Source organism: Thalassobaculum sp. (assembly GCF_965223715.1).
Classification (GTDB): Bacteria; Pseudomonadota; Alphaproteobacteria; order Thalassobaculales; family Thalassobaculaceae; genus Thalassobaculum.
In genome coordinates, this window is sequence record NZ_OZ245012.1 from 4,017,026 (window position 1) to 4,033,614 (window position 16,589).

Below are 16,589 nucleotides of genomic sequence, written 5' to 3' on the forward strand. Positions count from 1 at the left end.
CCGGTTCCCTCTATGGCCGGGAGCCGGTTCCTTGGTCCTCACGCTGTTTCCGCCCTCCCGGTCCGACCCGACCCTGCTGCTGCCGCGCATCTATATGCGCCAGCCCCAGCGTGGCGACTGGCAGGAATGGGCCGAGCTGCGGGCCCTGTCCCGCGACTTCCTGGTGCCGTGGGAGCCGACCTGGCCGGAAGACGCCCTGACCCGGGCGGCCTTCCGCCGCCGCCTCGCCCGCTATGCCGAGGACTGGACCCGCGACCAGAGCTATTCCTTCTTCCTGTTCCGCCGCGACGACGACGCGCTGCTCGGCGGCATCACCATCGCCAATGTGCGCCGGGGCGTGGCCCAGAGCTGCACCTTCGGCTACTGGATCGGCAAACCCTTCTCGCGCAACGGGTTCATGACCGAGGCGGTGCACGGCGCCTGCTGTTTCGCCTTCGACCGGCTGGCCCTGCACCGCGTGGAGGCCGCCACCCTGCCCCATAACGAGGCGAGCCAGGGCGTGCTGCGCAAATGCGGCTTCGAGGAGGAGGGCCTGGCCAGGCGCTACCTGAAGATCAACGGGCGGTGGCAGGACCATGTCCTGTTCGCCCTGCTGCGCGAGGAATTCGACCCGGCCCTGCCCGCCACCTGACCCAGCCGCCCCCGCAGCGATGCGCGGATCGCCCGTTCCCGATCCGGGCGCCGGCTGCTACCGACAAGACCAGCCGATAAGACAATAAGACCACCGAGAGGGAGAAACGCCGTGTCCGAACGCGAGCAGTACGAAGTCTTCGCCGTCAAATACGCCCACAAGGCCGACCGCATGGCCTCGCAGAACCTGATCTTCAGCGATCTGCACGACCGGCCGATGCCGCTGGACTATTTCGTCTGGGTGATCCGCAACGAAAACCGGACCTATGTGGTCGATTGCGGCTTCGGCGAGCGCGAGAGCAAGGAGCGCGGGGTGCCGCTTGAGCGCACCCCGGCGGAGGGCGTGAGGCTGCTCGGCATCGACCCGGACAAGGTCGAGGACGTGATCATCACCCATCTGCACTACGACCATGCCGGCGGCCAGGACCAGTTCCCCAATGCGACCTTCCACCTGCAGGACGGCGAGATGGCCTATGCCACCGGCCGCTGCATGTGCTTCGAACCGATCCGGCGGCCGTTCGACGTCGAGCATGTGACCGACATGGTCCGCAACGTCTATGGCGGCCGGGTCAAGTTCCATGACGGCGATGCCGAACTGGCGCCGGGCGTGTCGCTGCACAAGGTCGGCGGCCATTCCGCCGGGCTGATGGCGGTGCGGGTCTGGACCAAGCGCGGCTGGGTCGTGCTGGCCTCGGACTGCGCCCATTTCTACATGAACATCGAGCAGCGCACGCCCTTCATCATCTGCTTCAACCTCGGGGAGATGATGAACGGGTTCAACACGCTGGAGATGCTGGCCGACAGCCCCGACCACGTGGTGCCGGGGCATGACCCGCTGGTGATGCAGTATTATCCCGCACCCTCGAAGGAGCTGGAAGGCGCCGTTGTGCGGCTCGACGAGATGCCGAAGAAGGGGTGAGTTTTCCGCATCGTGGCCACCGTTATGCACTCCCCGGCCTCGTGCCGGGGCCCACGTGTGGGCGGCGCTCGACCGCTGCCTCGTGATCATGGGCTTCAGGGCAATCCCGGGCGTAGGCCCCGGAACAGGTCCGGGGAGTGAGATTTGGGAAAGGTTGGTTTCTTCTTCCTCATTCTCGTCTCCCCGGCCTCGTGCCGGGGCCCACGTGTGGGCGGCGCTCGACCGCTGCCTCGTGATCATGGGCTTCAGGGCAATCCCGGGCGTAGGCCCCGGAACAGGTCCGGGGAGTGAGATTTGGGAAAGGTTGGTTTCTTCTTCCTCATTCTCGTCTTCCCGGCCGCGCGCCGGGACCGAGAATAGGAGTTGCTGGAGCGTCGGTTGGTTCTCTTCGGCGCTCCGGCACGCGTCCGCTCTCGGTCCCGGCGCAAGGCCGGGAAGACGGCGTAGAGGAGCAAAACGGGCTTACATGAAGCTGTACGGGTCCACGTCCACCTGGAGCCGCACGGAGGCCTCCAGCTTGATCGGCGCCAGCCAGTCGCGCAGCACCTGCTGGATGTTCACCTGCCGCCCCGCCTTCACCAGCAGGCGGCGGCGGTGGCGGCCGCGCAGCATGGTGATCGGTGCCGGGGCCGGGCCCAGGATCGTCACGCCGTTCAGCCGCGGTGCCGCCCGCGCCACCGTCCGCGCCGCCGCATCGGCCCGGTCGGCATCGGGGGCGGAGATCACCAGCCCCGCCAGCCTCCCGTAAGGCGGCATGCCGGACGCTTTGCGCTGGTCGATCTCCGACTGCAGGAAGGCCTCGCGGTCGCCGGCGGCCAGCGCCTGCATCACCGGGGTTTCCGGCGCATGGGTCTGCAGCAGCACCGTGCCCGGCCGCTCGGCCCGCCCGGCGCGGCCCGAGACCTGGTGCAGGAGCTGGTAGGTCCGCTCGGAGGCCCGCAGGTCGCCTCCCGCCAGCCCCAGATCCGCGTCCACCACCCCCACCAGGGTCAGCCAGGGGAAGTTGTGGCCCTTGGCCACGACCTGGGTCCCGATGATGATGTCGACCTCCCGCGCCCGCACCGAGCGCACGAACTCCGCCGCCTTGTCCGGCCCGGTGAGCGTGTCGGAGGAGGCCAGTTGGAAGCGGGCGTCGGGGAAGCGGACCAGCACCTCCTCGGCCAGCCGCTCCACGCCCGGGCCGCTGGCGACGAAACTGTCCTCCGCCTCGCAGGACGGGCAGTGCTTGGGCAGCCGGGCCGACAGGCCGCAATGGTGACAGACCAGCCGGCCGAGCAGCCGGTGCTCCACCAGCCAGGCGGTGCAGTTCGGGCATTCCAGACGATGGCCGCAGCTTCGGCACAGGGTCAGCGGCGCGTAGCCCCGGCGGTTCAGGAACAGCATCGACTGCTCTCCTTCCGCCAGGGTGCGCTGCACCGCCTCGACCAGCGGCGGCGACAGGAAGGTGCCGCGCTCCGGCGCGTGCTTGCGCAGGTCGATCAGCTTGACCTCGGGCAGGGTGGCGGAGCCCGGGCGGGCGGTCAGATGCACCGCGCCGTAGCGGCCCTGGCGCACGTTCTCCACCGTCTCCAGGCTGGGCGTGGCGCTGACCAGGGCGATGGGGATGCCCTCCAGCCGGGCGCGCACCACCGCCATGTCGCGGGCGTGGTAGGCGACCCCGTCCTCCTGCTTGTAGGCGGATTCATGCTCCTCATCGATCACGATCAGGCCGAGCTCGGCGAAGGGCAGGAACAGGGCGGAGCGGGCGCCGACCAGCACCCGCACCGAGCCCTCCGCCACCGCCCGCCAGGTCTCGCGCCGCACCTTCGGCTTCAGATCCGAGTGCCAGACGGCCGGTTCGACACCGAAACGATCGGCGAACCGCTCCAGCCACTCCGCCGACAGGGCGATTTCCGGCAGCAGGACCAGCGCCTGCTTTCCGGCCGCCAGGGCGGCGGCGATCGCCTCGAAATACACTTCCGTCTTGCCCGAACCGGTGATGCCGTCGACGGCCGTGACCGAGAAGGCATGGGCCCGGACCTTGGCGCACAGCGTATCGGCGGCTTCCCGTTGCTCGCCGCTCAGGGTCGGGCCGGTGCGGGTCGGGTCCGGAGCCTCGAAGGGCGGGCGCTGGGCGACGGTGTGGGGCTGCACCATGCCGCACTCGATCATGCCCTTGATCACCGACGGGCCAACCCCTGCCTCGCGCGCCAGGTCCTTCTGCTCCAGGGCCGGGCCGTCGGACAGTACCGACAGCACCCGGCGCCGGGCGGGGGTGAGGCGGGCCTGGCCGGTCCAGTTCTCCTGAGCGCCGGCGGTGTGGACGACCACAGGGGCCGGCGGCTCGAAGGCCGAGGGAGTGCTGATCGCCATGCGCACCACATTGCCGCGCGGCGCGAGGGTCCAGGCGGCGGTCCATTCCACCAGGTCGATCACACTCTTCGGCAGGCGCGGCACCTCGAAGCGTCGAAACACCCCGCGCAGCCGCTCCGCCGCGACCGACTCGTCGGTTCCGGGGCCGAGCACGACGCCGACCATGCGCCGCTGGCCCAGCGGCACCTCCACCACGTCGCCGCGCGCCAGCTCCAGGGCCGGATCCGCCTTGTAGTCATAGGCCACGTCCAGCGGCAGCGGCAGCAGCACGCTGACGCGGTCGAACGGGTCGTCGAGGGGCAGGAGGTCGGTCACGTCAGGTCGGTCACGGTCGGGTCATTGGGGATCGGGGTGAACGGAGCCGGCGCGCGCGCCGATCATGCGAAAATCGGGCGAGTGTGGCCCGCCGGGCCCGCCGTCACAACGGAAGCCTATTTTGCACATGCGAAACCCGGCTCTCCGGTGGCCGCTTACCGGGGGATGGGGTAGACTCCGGGCTGCGACTCGCGTACGCCTCCGCCAACTGCCGAACACGGAGACGAGCCCCATGAAGTTCTTCATCGACACTGCCGATGTCGCGGAGATTCGCGACCTGGCGTCGACCGGCCTGGTCGACGGGGTCACCACCAATCCCTCGCTGATCGCCAAGTCCGGCCGGCCGATCGCCGAGGTCATCGCCGAGATCTGCGACGTGGTCGCCGGCCCGGTCTCCGCCGAGGTCACCGCGACCGATCATGAGACCATGCTGCGCGAGGGCCGCTACCTGCGCGGCATCGCCGACAACATCGCGGTCAAGGTGCCGCTGACGGTCGACGGGCTGAAGACCTGCAAGGTGCTGGCCGACGAGGGCACCCTGGTCAACGTTACCCTCTGCTTCTCGCCCGCCCAGGCGCTGCTGGCCGCCAAGGCCGGCGCCGCCTTCATCTCGCCCTTCGTCGGTCGCCTGGACGACATCGGCACCGAGGGCATGGGCCTGATCGCCGAGATCGTCGAGATCTACGGCGCCTACGACTTCGCCACCGAGATCCTGGTCGCCTCCGTGCGCGGCCCGCACCACGTGGTGGAAGCCGCCAAGCTGGGCGCCGACGTCTCGACCCTGCCGCCGTCGGTCCTGCGCGCGATGTACAACCACCCGCTGACCGACAAGGGTCTGGCGGCGTTCATGGCCGACTGGGCGAAGACCGGCCAGTCGATCCTGGCGCCGGAAAGCGACGCCGCATGACCGAGAAGGGACCCGTTCCGACCCAGGCAGCCGGCAAGCCCCGTTCGGGCGAGATGCGCGCGCTGACGGCCGACCGGGTCGCTGCGTATCTGCGGGAGAATCCGGAGTTCCTGAACGAGCATCCGGATCTCCTCGCCGTCCTCGTGCCGCCGGGTCAGTCCGAGGGCAATGTGGTCGACTTCCAGCAGGCCATGGTCACCCGCCTGCGCGAGGAGAACGACAAGCTGCGTGCCGCCCAGGACTACCTGGTCACCACGGCGCGCAACAACCAGTCCATACAGTCCCGGGTGCATGACAGCGTGCTGGCGATCCTGCGGGCGTCCAGCTTCGAGACCATGATCCAGACCGTGACGGCCGATCTCGCCGTGCTGCTGGACGTGGACGCCGTCACCATCGGGGTGGAGACCGGCGACGTGCCGATCCCCAAGGCCTATGCCGCCGGTATCCGCGCCCTGCCGAACGGGGCGGTGGACGGCATGCTCGGCCCGAACCGGGACGTGCTGCTCTGCGCCGACATCAACGGCGATCCCCGGCTCTTCGCCTCGGCCGCCGGCCTGGTGCGCAGCCAGGCGATCTGCCGCCTGCGGGCCTCCAGCCAGGCGCCGGTGGGTCTCCTGGCCCTGGGCTCGCGCCGGCCGGACGCCTTCCAGCCGGGCCAGGGCACCGAGCTGCTCGGCTTCCTCGGCCGGTCGCTGGAATGCATGATCCGACAGTGGCTGCACCTGCCGAGCTAGACGACGGCGGGGCGACCGCCACCCATGGCGACGCGCTCGCGCCGCTGATCGCCGCGTGGCGGGACTGGATGCGGGTCGAGAAGCGCATGTCGGCCCACACCCTCACCGCCTACGAACACGACCTCAGCAGCTTCCTTCAGTTTCTCTCCGGCCATCTGGGCGGACCGGCCAGCCCCGGCGACCTGTCCCGGCTCGGCCCCGCGGATTTCCGCGCCTGGCTGGCCGAGCGGGCGATGACCGGGCTGTCCAAGACCTCCACGGCCCGGGCCCTGTCGGTGATCCGCGGCTTCTTCCGCTTTCTGGAGCGGCGCGGCGCGGTGTCCAACGCCGCGATCGGCGGGGTGCGCGGGCCGCGGGTGCCGCGCTCGGTGCCCAAGGCGCTGACCGTGGGCGAGGCGGCGGACGCCCTGGAGAGCGTCGGCGACCTGGAGGACGAGCCCTGGGTGGCGGCCCGGGACGCGGCGGTGGTGTCGCTGCTCTACGGCTGCGGGCTGCGGGTGGGCGAGGCGCTGGGACTGGACCGCTCGGTCGCCCCCCTGGGCGAGACCCTGTCCATCACCGGCAAGGGCAACAAGACGCGGATCGTGCCGGTCCTGCCCGTGGTGCGCCAGGCGGTGGAGACGTACCTGACGCAGGTGCCCTTCGTGCTGGCGCCGGACGGGCCGCTGTTCGTCGGGGTGAAGGGCAAGCGGCTCAGCCCGCGCCGGGTGCAGGAGCGGCTGCAGCTCCTGCGCGGCTATCTGGGCCTGCCGGAGAGCGCGACACCCCATGCGCTGCGGCACTCGTTTGCGACGCATCTGCTGGCCGGCGGTGGCGACCTGCGGGCGATCCAGGAGCTGCTGGGGCACGCCTCGCTGTCGACGACCCAGCGCTATACGGATGTGGACGCAAAGCGGCTGATGGACATCCATCGGCTGGCCCATCCGCGGGACCGGCGGTAGGGCTAAGGCGCTTCAATTCCTAACTACGCCCCCTTAATTTCACCAAATCCACTCCCCGTCCCGGATTAAATCCGGGATTATTCCGGGGCAAGCGGTTCCGCGAGTCCGAGCCTCACCGATAGGTGCTCAAGCGATCCTGGGCCTGGCCCCGGAATAAATCCGGGGAGTGAGAAGTTGGGGGATAGAACGAAAAAAGGGCGCCGGATTGCTCCGGCGCCCTCTTAATCCGTAGACCCAACCTCAGATGTGGATCGGACGACCATCCACCGCCAGGGCCGCTGAGCAGCCCCGGACTTAATCCGGGGCGTGTCGAAGGGCCTTCTCTCACAACCACCAAACCCACTCCCCGGATTTATTCCGGGACCCACGCTTAGGATCGCACGAGCCCTACCGGTAGGGTTCCGGCGCGCGGATGTGTGGACCCCGGAATAATCCCGGATTTAATCCGGGACGGGGAGTGTACGAGGGGGACTGGAAGATAGAGAAAGGGCGCCGGATTGCTCCGGCGCCCCCTTAGTCCGAATAGCCGACCTCAGATGTGGATGGGCCGGCCGTCCACCGCGAGCGCCGCTTCCTTGACCGCTTCGCTGAGGGTCGGGTGGCCGTGGCAGGTGCGGGCGACGTCCTCGGCCGAGCCGCCGAACTCCATGATCGCGCAGATCTCGTGGATCAGCGTGCCGGCATCCGGGCCCAGGATATGGGCGCCGAGCACCCGGTCGGTCTTCTTGTCGGCCAGGATCTTCACCTGCCCGTCGGTATCGGCGTTGGCCCGCGCGCGGCTGTTGGCGGAGAACGGGAACACGCCCTTGCGGTACTCGATCCCGGCTTCCTTCAGCTGCTCCTCGGTCTGGCCGACCGAGGCCACTTCCGGCCATGTGTAGATGATGTTCGGCACCAGGTTGTAGTCCACATGGGTGGACTGGCCGGCCATGATCTCGACCGCGGCGACCCCGTCCTCCTCGGCCTTATGGGCCAGCATCGGGCCCGGAATGGCGTCGCCGATGGCGAAGATGCCTTCCACGTTGGTCTGATAATCCTCATCGACCTGAATGAAGCCGCGCTTGTCGCGCTCGACCCCAAGATCGTCCAGGCCCAGGCTCTCGAAATACGGGCGCCGGCCGATGGCGACCAGCACCACGTCGCCCTTCAGTTCCTCGGCATCGCCGCCGGCGGCGGGCTCCAGGGTCAGGGTGACCTGGGTCTTGGTGGTCTTCGCCCCGGTGACCTTGGTGGACATCCGGAACTCGATGCCCTGCTTTTCCAGGGTGCGCTTGAAGCGCTTGCCCACGTCCTGGTCCATGGTCGGCACGATGCGGTCCAGGAACTCGACCACGGTGACCTTGGCGCCGAAGCGCTTCCATACCGAGCCCAGCTCCAGGCCGATCACGCCGCCGCCGATGACGATCAGGTGCTTGGGCACCTTGGTCAGCTCGAGCGCGCCGGTGGAGGTGACGATCTGCTTCTCGTCGACCTCGACGCCCGGCAGCGGGGTCGGCTCGGAGCCGGTGGCGATCAGGATCCTGTCGCACTCGACCGTCTGCTTCTTGCCATTGGCCGGGGTGACTTCCACTTTGCCCGGGGCGGTGACCTTGCCGGTGCCTTGCAGCCAGTCGACCTTGTTCTTCTTGAACAGGAAGCCGATACCGTCGGTCAGGCCGGTGACGATCTCGGTCTTCTTCTCCATCAGCTTCTTGACGTTCAGCTTCGGGGCCGAGACCTCGATGCCGAAATCGCCCAGATGGTGCTCGACCTCGGAATACTTCTCCGAGGCGTTCAGCAGCGCCTTGGACGGGATGCAGCCGATGTTCAGGCAGGTACCGCCGAGCGCCTCGCGCTTCTCCACGCAGGCGGTCTTCAGCCCGAGCTGGGCGGCCCGGATGGCGGCGACATAGCCACCCGGCCCACCGCCGATGACCACGAGATCGTACTTGTCAGACATGGGGAACTCCCAAGGGTAATCGTACCGGTGTAACCGGGGCGGTGGCGTGTGGCCTACAGGTCCAGCAGCAGGCGGCGCGGATCCTCGATGGCGTCCTTCACCTTGACCAGGAAGGTCACCGCCTCGCGGCCGTCGACGATCCGGTGGTCGTAGCTCAGCGCCAGGTACATCATCGGGCGGATCTCGACCGAGTTGCCGATCGCCATCGGCCGCGGCTGGATCTTGTGCATGCCCAGGATGCCCGACTGCGGCGGGTTCAGGATCGGGGTCGACATCAGCGAGCCGTAGACGCCGCCGTTCGAGATGGTGAAGGTGCCGCCCTGCATCTCGGCCAGGGACAGCTTGCCGTCGCGCGCCTTCACGCCGAGGTCGTAGATCCCCTTCTCCACACCGGCGAAGGAGAGCTTGTCGGCATCGCGCAGGATCGGAACGACGAGGCCCGACGGGGTGCCGACGGCGACGCCGACATCGAAGAAGTTCTTGTAGATGATCTCGTCGCCGTAGATCTCCGCATTGACCGCAGGCAGCTCCTGCAGCGCGGCGATGCAGGACTTCACGAAGAAGCTCATGAAGCCGAGCTTCACGCCGTGCTTCTTCTCGAAGCCGTCCTTGTACTCGTTGCGCAGGGCCATGACGTTGGTCATGTCCACCTCGTTGAAGGTGGTCAGCATGGCCGCGGTGTTCTGGGCTTCCTTCAGGCGCCGGGCGATGGCCTGGCGCAGGCGGGTCATCTTCACCCGCTCCTCGCGCTCATCCTCCGGACGCGGCGGCGGCGGGCCGGACGGAGCAGCGGCGGCACCGCCACCGGCTGGGGCGGCGCTGAACGAGCGCTTCGCGGTGCCGGCCTCGATCGCCTTCTGCACGTCTTCCTTCACAAGACGGCCGTCTTTGCCGGTCGGCTTGATCTTGGAGGGGTCCAGGTTGTTCTCGTCGACCAGCTTGCGCACGGCCGGCGACATGGTCTTCACCTCGTAGCCGCCGGAGGACGCGGCGGGAGCGGCGGCCGGAGCCGGCTTGGCGGCTTCCTTCTTAGGCTCTTCCTTCTTCGGCTCCTCCTTCGGAGCCTCGGACTTGGCGTCCTGCTTCTTCGGCTCTTCCTTCTTCGGGGCCGCGGTCGCGCCCTCGTCGATGGTGCCGAGCAGGGCGCCGACCTCGACCTCGGAGCCTTCCTTGGCGGAGATCTCGGCGAGCACGCCGGCGGCCGGCGCGTTGACCTCGAGGGTGACCTTGTCGGTCTCAAGCTCGACCAACGGCTCGTCGGCGGCGACGGCATCGCCCGGCGACTTCATCCATTTCGCAACCGTCGCTTCGGAGACGGACTCCCCGAGTGTCGGAACCTTGATCTCCGTCGCCATACCCTTGGTCCTCTTCATCTTTCGTCATGCGTCGGCGGACCCGCCGGGGTGTCCGCCGTGTTGCGTTATATATGGTGTCAGCGTCTCGACGTGTTCAGGCTTTACTCGGCAGCCATGCGTCCCTTGCTTGCCATGTCCACGGTGAGGGCTTCGTCGACCAGGGCGGCCTGCTCGCGGGCGTGACGGCTGGCATTGCCGGTGGCCGGCGAGGCGGCCTCGCGGCGCCCCACATAGCGCGGGCGCTTGCAGGCGCCGTCCAGCTCGATCAGCACGTCCTCCAGGCGGCGGTCGACGAAGGTCCAGGGACCCATGTTCGCCGGCTCCTCCTGACACCACACGACCTCGGCCTGCGGGAAGCGCGACAGCTCCTGCAGCAGGGCCTTGCGCGGGAACGGATACATCTGTTCCAGACGCAGGAAGAAGACGTCCTTGATGCCGCGCTTCTCGCGCTCCTCGTAGAGGTCGTAATAGACCTTGCCCGAGCAGATCACGACGCGTTTCACGTCCTTGTCGGCGCACAGGGTGTCGTTGTCGTAGAGCACCCGGTGGAAGGTCGTGTCGCGGCCCATCTCCTCCAGCTTCGACACCGCCAGCTTGTGGCGCAGCAGCGATTTCGGCGTGAAGATGATCAGCGGCTTGCGGAAGTCGCGGTGCAACTGCCGGCGCAGGACGTGGAAGTAGTTCGCCGGCGTGGTGCAGTTCACCACCTGCATGTTGTCCTCTCCGCAGAGCTGCAGGTAGCGCTCGATCCGGGCCGAGGAGTGCTCCGGTCCCTGGCCTTCGTAGCCGTGGGGCAGCAGCATCACCAGGCCGGACATGCGCAGCCACTTCGCCTCACCGGAGGAGACGAACTGGTCCATGATCACCTGGGCGCCGTTGGCGAAGTCGCCGAACTGGGCCTCCCAGCAGGTCAGCGCGTTCGGCTCCGCCTGGCTGTAGCCGTATTCGAAGCCGAGCACGCCGGCCTCGGACAGCGGGCTGTCGATGACCTCGTAATGGGCCTGCTTGTCCTGGATGTGGTTCAGCGGGACGTACCGCTCCTCGGTCTTCTGGTCGATATAGACCGAGTGACGCTGGGAGAAGGTGCCGCGCTGGCTGTCCTGGCCCGACAGACGGACCATGAAGCCCTCGGTCAGCAGTGTGGCGAAGCCGAGCGCCTCGCCGGTCGACCAGTCGATGCCCTCGCCGCTCTCGATCGCCTTCTTGCGGGCGGAGATGAAGCGGTTGAGCTTGCTGTTCAGGTTGAAGCCCTCCGGTACCTCGCAGAGCTTCTCGCCGATGCGCTTCAGTTCCTTGACGTCGACGCCGGTGCTGCCGCGCCGGGCATCGCCGGAGGCGACCTTCAGGCCGGACCACTTGCCTTCCAGCCAGTCGGCCTTGTTCGGCTTGTAGGAGAGGCCGGCCTCGAACTCCTCGGCGAGATAGGCGTTCTCGTCGTCGAGGATCTTGTCGGTCTCTTCCTTGGTGAGCGTGCCGTCCTTGACCAGCTTCTCGGCATAGAGCTCGCGGGTGGTCTTGTGCTCGCCGATCTTCTCGTACATCAGCGGCTGGGTGAAGCGCGGCTCGTCGCCCTCGTTATGGCCGAAGCGGCGGTAGCAGATCATGTCGATGACCACGTCGCAGTTGAATTCCTGACGGAATTCCGCCGCGATGCGGGCCACATGGACCGTCGCCTCCGGGTCATCGCCGTTCACGTGGAAGATCGGCGCCATCACCATCTTCGCCACGTCCGTCGGGTACGGGGACGAGCGGGAATAGTGCGGGCTGGTGGTGAAGCCGATCTGGTTGTTCACCACGATATGGATCGTGCCGCCGGTCTTGTAGCCGCGCAGGCCGGAGAAATCGAAGGTCTCCGCCACCACGCCCTGGCCGGCGAAGGCCGCGTCGCCGTGCAGCAGGATGCCCATGACCTTCTTGTGGTCCCGGTCCTGACGCTGCTGCTGCTTGGCGCGCACGCGGCCGAGCACGACCGGGTTCACGATCTCAAGATGCGACGGGTTGGCGTTCAGGGTGAGGTGCACGTTGGCGCCGTCGAACTCGCGGTCGGCGGATACGCCCATATGGTACTTCACGTCGCCGGAGCCGCCGGCATCCTCCGGGTTCGCCGGATTGCCCAGGAACTCCGAGATGATGGCGCGGAACGGCTTGCTCATGAAGTTGCAGAGCACGCTCAGGCGGCCGCGGTGCGGCATGCCGAGCACCACCTCCTCCAGGCCGAGCTGGCTGCCGCGCTTGAGGATCTGCTCCAGCGCCGGGATCAGCGTCTCGCCGCCGTCGAGGCCGAAGCGCTTGGTGCCGACATACTTCACGGCCAGGAACTTCTCGAAGCTCTCGGCCGCGGTCAGGCGCTCCAGGATGGTGCGCTTGCCGAGCGGGGTGAAGTCGGTCTGGTTGCGGATCTGCTCTATGCGCTCCTGGATCCAGGCCTTCTGGGCCGGGTCCTGGATGTGCATGAACTCCACGCCGATGGAGCCGCAATAGGTGCTCTCCAGGACGTCCATGATCTCGCGCAGGGTCGCCGTCTCCAGGCCCAGCACGTTGTTGATGAAGATCGGGCGGTCCCAGTCGGCATCGGTGAAGCCGTAGGTCTCCGGGTCGAGCTCCGGATGCGGCGTCGGCGCCTCCAGGCCCAGCGGATCGAGCTTGGCCTTGAGGTGGCCGCGGATCCGGTAGGCGCGGATCAGCATGATCGCCCGCAGCGAATCGAGCGTGGCGGCGCGCACGTCGTCGGTGGACAGCGCGCTCGCATCGGCCTTCTTGCCGGGTTTCTTCGGGGCCGCATCCGGGTCGGCCGCGCCGATGATCTTGGTGGTCCGGGCGGCGAAACTGGGCCCCCGCACGTCCGTTGTCGCGGCGTCGACGTCGTCGCTCAGCGCGTCGAAATACTGACGCCAGCTGTCGTCGACCGAGGCCGGATTCTCAAGGTATCGCGCGAAAAGTTCCGCCATGAACGGAGCGTTGGCGCCGTTCAGAAAGGTGTAGTCCTGATAGTCCATGGACATTTGCGTTTACCGCCTCTGCGCTCGCTGCGGAGCCATCCACCCGCGTCGGCGGCCCCACCTGCCGGCTCTCCCCGGCGTCGTCCCTGCCACTACACCAAATGAATAGTTAACATTCAGTGATATTTCCATGGTCCACCGATCTCCCTGACGGATCAAGGGCAGCGGACCGGGGGCGGGGCCGTGGCAGCCCCGCCCTGGTCGTCGTGGTCAGCCGCGCATCGCCGCGACCATGGTCTCGCCGAGGGCCGCCGGGCTGTCCGACACCTTGATGCCGGCAGACTTCATGGCCTCGATCTTGTCGCCGGCACCGCCCTTGCCGCCGGCGATGATGGCGCCCGCATGGCCCATGCGCCGGCCCGGAGGGGCGGTCACACCGGCGATGAAGCCGGCGACCGGCTTCTTCTTGGAGTTCGACTTCAGGAACTCGGCCGCCTCTTCCTCGGCCGAGCCGCCGATCTCGCCGATCATGATGATGCCCTGGGTCTCGTCATCGGCCAGGAACATCTCCAGCACGTCGATGAAGCTGGTGCCGTTGACCGGGTCGCCGCCGATGCCCACACAGGTCGACTGGCCGAGGCCGGCCGCCGTGGTCTGCGCCACCGCCTCGTAGGTCAGCGTGCCCGACTTCGACACGATGCCGATCTTGCCGCGCTTGTGGATGTGGCCCGGCATGATGCCGATCTTGCAGGCGTCCGGGGTGATCACGCCCGGGCAGTTCGGACCGATCAGGCGGGTCTTGGTGCCGGTGAGGGCGCGCTTGACCTTGATCATGTCCATGACCGGGATGCCCTCGGTGATGCAGATCACCAGCGGCAGCTCGGCGTCGATCGCCTCCAAAATGGAGTCCGCGGCGAAGGGCGGCGGAACGTAGATCACGCTGGCATTGGCGCCGGTCTTTTTGACCGCGTCCTCGACCGTGTCGAACACCGGCAGGTCGAGATGGGTCTGGCCGCCCTTACCGGGGGTCACACCGCCGACCATCTTGGTGCCGTACTTGATCGCCTGCTCGCTGTGGAAGGTGCCCTGGCTGCCGGTGAATCCCTGGCAGATGACCTTCGTGTTCTCGTCGATAAGAACGGCCATTACGCGGCCTCCTTCACGGCTTTGACGATTTTCTGGGCGGCGTCGCCCAGGTTGTCGGCGGAGACGATCGGCAGGCCGCTATCGGCCAGGATCTGCTTGCCGAGCTCGACATTGGTGCCTTCCAGGCGCACCACCAGCGGCACGTGCAGGCTGACTTCCTTGGCCGCGGCGACCACGCCCTCGGCGATCACGTCGCAGCGCATGATGCCGCCGAAGATGTTGACCAGGATGCCTTCGACGTTCTTGTCGGACAGGATGATCTTGAAGGCCGCGGTGACCCGCTCCTTCGTCGCCCCGCCGCCGACATCCAGGAAGTTGGCCGGCTCGCCGCCGTACAGCTTGATGATGTCCATGGTGGCCATCGCCAGGCCGGCGCCGTTGACCATGCAGCCGATCGAGCCGTCGAGCTTCACGTAGTTCAGCTCGTACTTGCCCGCCTCGAGCTCCATCGGATCCTCTTCGTCCTCGTCGCGCATCTCGGCGACGTCCTTGTGACGGTAGAGGGCGTTGTCGTCGAAGTTCATCTTCGCATCGAGGGCGATCAGGTCGCCCGCACCGGTCACGACCAGCGGGTTGATCTCCATCAGCGACGCGTCGAGGCCGGTGAAGGCGTCGTACAGGCCGGTCAGGAACTTCACCGCCGCGCCGATCTGCTTGCCTTCCAGGCCGAGCGCGAAGGCGATGCGCCGGGCGTAGTGACCAGACATGCCGGTCACCGGGTCGATCGCCACGGTCAGGATCTTCTCCGGGGTCTTCTCGGCGACCTCTTCGATGTCCATGCCGCCCTCGGTGGAGGCGATCACGGTCACCCGCGAGGTCGACCGGTCGACCAGCAGCGACAGGTACAGCTCACGGGCGATGTCGGAGCCTTCCTCCACATAGACCCGCTTCACTTCCTTGCCTTCCGGGCCGGTCTGGTGCGTGACCAGGGTCATGCCCAGCATCCGCTCCGCCTCGGACCGGACGTCCTCGATCGACTTCACGACCTTGACGCCGCCGCCCTTGCCGCGGCCGCCAGCATGGATCTGCGCCTTGACGACGTAGACCGGTCCGCCCAGGCCTTCGGCGACCTTCACGGCCTCGTCCGGCGTGAACGCCACCCCGCCCTTGGGCACGGCGACGCCATATTTGGCCAAGAGGGTCTTGGCCTGATACTCATGAATGTTCATCGTTCCCCGCTCCGTACGGTGCGAGCGCGCTTACCCGTCAATCGGGCAGGCCCGCGGCGACTTCGTTGAGGGTTTTAACGGCGTTGACCGAGTGCTCGAACATCGCCTTCTCGTCGGCGTTCAGCTCGATCTCCACGATCTTCTCCACGCCGTCGGCGCCGAGCACGGTCGGGACACCGACATAGAGGCCGTTCAGACCGTACTGGCCGTCCACATAGGCCGCACAGGGCAGGACCCGCTTCTTGTCCTTCAGGTAGGACTCGGCCATCTGGATCGCCGAACTGGCCGGGGCGTAGAACGCCGAGCCGGTCTTCAGCAGGCCGACGATCTCGGCACCGCCGTCGCGGGTGCGCTGGACGATCTGGTCGATCTTCTCCTGGCTCGACCAGCCCATCTTGATCAGGTCGGGAACCGGGATGCCGGCGACGGTGGAGTAGCGGATCAGCGGCACCATGGTGTCGCCATGGCCGCCGAGCACGAAGGCGGTCACATCCTCGACGGACACCCCGAACTCTTCGGCCAGGAAGTAGCGGAAGCGGGCGCTGTCGAGCACGCCGGCCATGCCGACGACCTTGTTCTTCGGCAGGCCGCTGTACTTCTGCAGCAGGCCGACCATGACGTCGAGCGGATTGGTGATGCAGATCACGAACGCGTCCGGGCAGTTGGCCTTGATGCCTTCGCCGACGGCCTTCATGACCTTCGCGTTGGTGCCGATCAGGTCGTCGCGGCTCATGCCCGGCTTGCGCGGGATGCCGGCGGTGACGATCACCACGTCCGCCCCGGCGATCGCCGAGTAGTCGCTGGCGCCGGTGAGCACCGAGTCGAAACCTTCGACCGGCGAGGCTTCGGCGATGTCCAGCGCCTTGCCCTGGGGCACGCCGTCGACGATGTCGAACAACACCACATCGCCGAGATCCTTGAGGCCGGCGAGAAGCGCCAGCGTGCCACCGATATTACCCGCGCCCACGAGCGCGATCTTGTTGCGAGCCATGATTTCCCCTGTCGCAAGCGTTGGCCTGGACATCCCGCGGCTGCCGGCGGCTGAGGCGGCCGGCGACGGCCCGAGATATGTGCGATGCGGCATAGCGCGTTTCCGTTGCGCGGGCAACCGCGTGTGGGAGCGAATCGTGAGCTTGGGGTCGATCAGCGGGGCCGAGCCCGGAAAAATCGACTTTTTCAACCCGGTTGATTCAGATCAACACGATTGCAACCTGAGTTCCATAGGATGGGAGTCAGTCGGGTC

Annotated in this window: 12 protein-coding genes; 5 read left to right on the plus strand and 7 right to left on the minus strand. The window is 67.4% G+C overall.

Annotated features, from left to right (window positions below; genetic code table 11):
• Positions 1-31 precede the first annotated feature (31 nt).
• Together ACOQOP_RS18640 and ACOQOP_RS18645 are read left to right on the plus strand one after the other, a co-directional pair.
• Entirely contained in the window at positions 32-631 is a 600-nt protein-coding gene (locus tag ACOQOP_RS18640; protein ID WP_420563313.1) for a GNAT family N-acetyltransferase, read from the plus strand.
• A gap of 111 nt (positions 632-742) precedes the next feature.
• Positions 743-1,549: an N-acyl homoserine lactonase family protein gene (locus ACOQOP_RS18645; RefSeq protein ID WP_420563314.1), complete on the plus strand. Its 807-nt coding sequence runs from the start codon at positions 743-745 to the stop codon at positions 1,547-1,549.
• Between the two features lie 462 nt (positions 1,550-2,011).
• On the opposite strand, the gene ACOQOP_RS18650 is transcribed toward ACOQOP_RS18645, so the two are convergent.
• Entirely contained in the window at positions 2,012-4,216 is a 2,205-nt protein-coding gene (locus tag ACOQOP_RS18650) for a primosomal protein N' (RefSeq protein WP_420563315.1), read from the minus strand.
• Positions 4,217-4,448: 232 nt separating this feature from the next.
• Here ACOQOP_RS18650 and fsa point away from each other — a divergent pair, with 232 nt between their 5' ends.
• Genes fsa through ACOQOP_RS18665 form a run of 3 tightly spaced genes read left to right on the plus strand, consistent with a single transcriptional unit; the run spans position 4,449 to position 6,798 of the window.
• Positions 4,449-5,123 carry a fructose-6-phosphate aldolase gene (gene fsa, locus ACOQOP_RS18655; protein WP_420563316.1) on the plus strand — a complete coding sequence of 225 codons (675 nt, stop codon included), beginning with the start codon at positions 4,449-4,451 and terminating at the stop codon, positions 5,121-5,123.
• Positions 5,120-5,857, plus strand: a complete 738-nt coding sequence (locus ACOQOP_RS18660) for a DUF484 family protein (protein ID WP_420563317.1) — start codon at positions 5,120-5,122, stop codon at positions 5,855-5,857. The genes fsa and ACOQOP_RS18660 overlap by 4 nt, the downstream gene beginning before the upstream one ends.
• Entirely contained in the window at positions 5,836-6,798 is a 963-nt protein-coding gene (locus ACOQOP_RS18665; RefSeq protein WP_420563318.1) for a tyrosine recombinase XerC, read from the plus strand. The genes ACOQOP_RS18660 and ACOQOP_RS18665 overlap by 22 nt, the downstream gene beginning before the upstream one ends.
• A gap of 532 nt (positions 6,799-7,330) precedes the next feature.
• Here the strand turns inward: ACOQOP_RS18665 and lpdA are convergent.
• The 6 genes from lpdA to mdh form a co-directional block, all read right to left on the minus strand.
• Positions 7,331-8,737, minus strand: a complete 1,407-nt coding sequence (lpdA, locus tag ACOQOP_RS18670; RefSeq protein WP_420563319.1) for a dihydrolipoyl dehydrogenase — start codon at positions 8,735-8,737, stop codon at positions 7,331-7,333.
• A gap of 53 nt (positions 8,738-8,790) precedes the next feature.
• Positions 8,791-10,092 carry a 2-oxoglutarate dehydrogenase complex dihydrolipoyllysine-residue succinyltransferase gene (gene odhB / locus ACOQOP_RS18675; protein ID WP_420563320.1) on the minus strand — a complete coding sequence of 434 codons (1,302 nt, stop codon included), beginning with the start codon at positions 10,090-10,092 and terminating at the stop codon, positions 8,791-8,793.
• Between the two features lie 101 nt (positions 10,093-10,193).
• On the minus strand, positions 10,194-13,094 hold the full coding sequence (locus ACOQOP_RS18680; RefSeq protein WP_420563321.1) for a 2-oxoglutarate dehydrogenase E1 component: 2,901 nt from the start codon (positions 13,092-13,094) through the stop codon (positions 10,194-10,196).
• A gap of 207 nt (positions 13,095-13,301) precedes the next feature.
• The gene (sucD, locus tag ACOQOP_RS18685) at positions 13,302-14,177 is read right to left on the minus strand and encodes a succinate--CoA ligase subunit alpha (RefSeq protein WP_420563322.1); all 876 of its coding nucleotides are present in this window, start codon (positions 14,175-14,177) and stop codon (positions 13,302-13,304) included.
• Positions 14,177-15,346: an ADP-forming succinate--CoA ligase subunit beta gene (gene sucC / locus ACOQOP_RS18690; RefSeq protein ID WP_420563323.1), complete on the minus strand. Its 1,170-nt coding sequence runs from the start codon at positions 15,344-15,346 to the stop codon at positions 14,177-14,179. Before sucC ends, sucD begins: the two co-directional genes overlap by 1 nt.
• A 37-nt stretch (positions 15,347-15,383) precedes the next feature.
• Positions 15,384-16,337, minus strand: a complete 954-nt coding sequence (mdh, locus tag ACOQOP_RS18695; RefSeq protein ID WP_420563324.1) for a malate dehydrogenase — start codon at positions 16,335-16,337, stop codon at positions 15,384-15,386.
• Between the last annotated feature and the right edge of the window lie 252 nt (positions 16,338-16,589).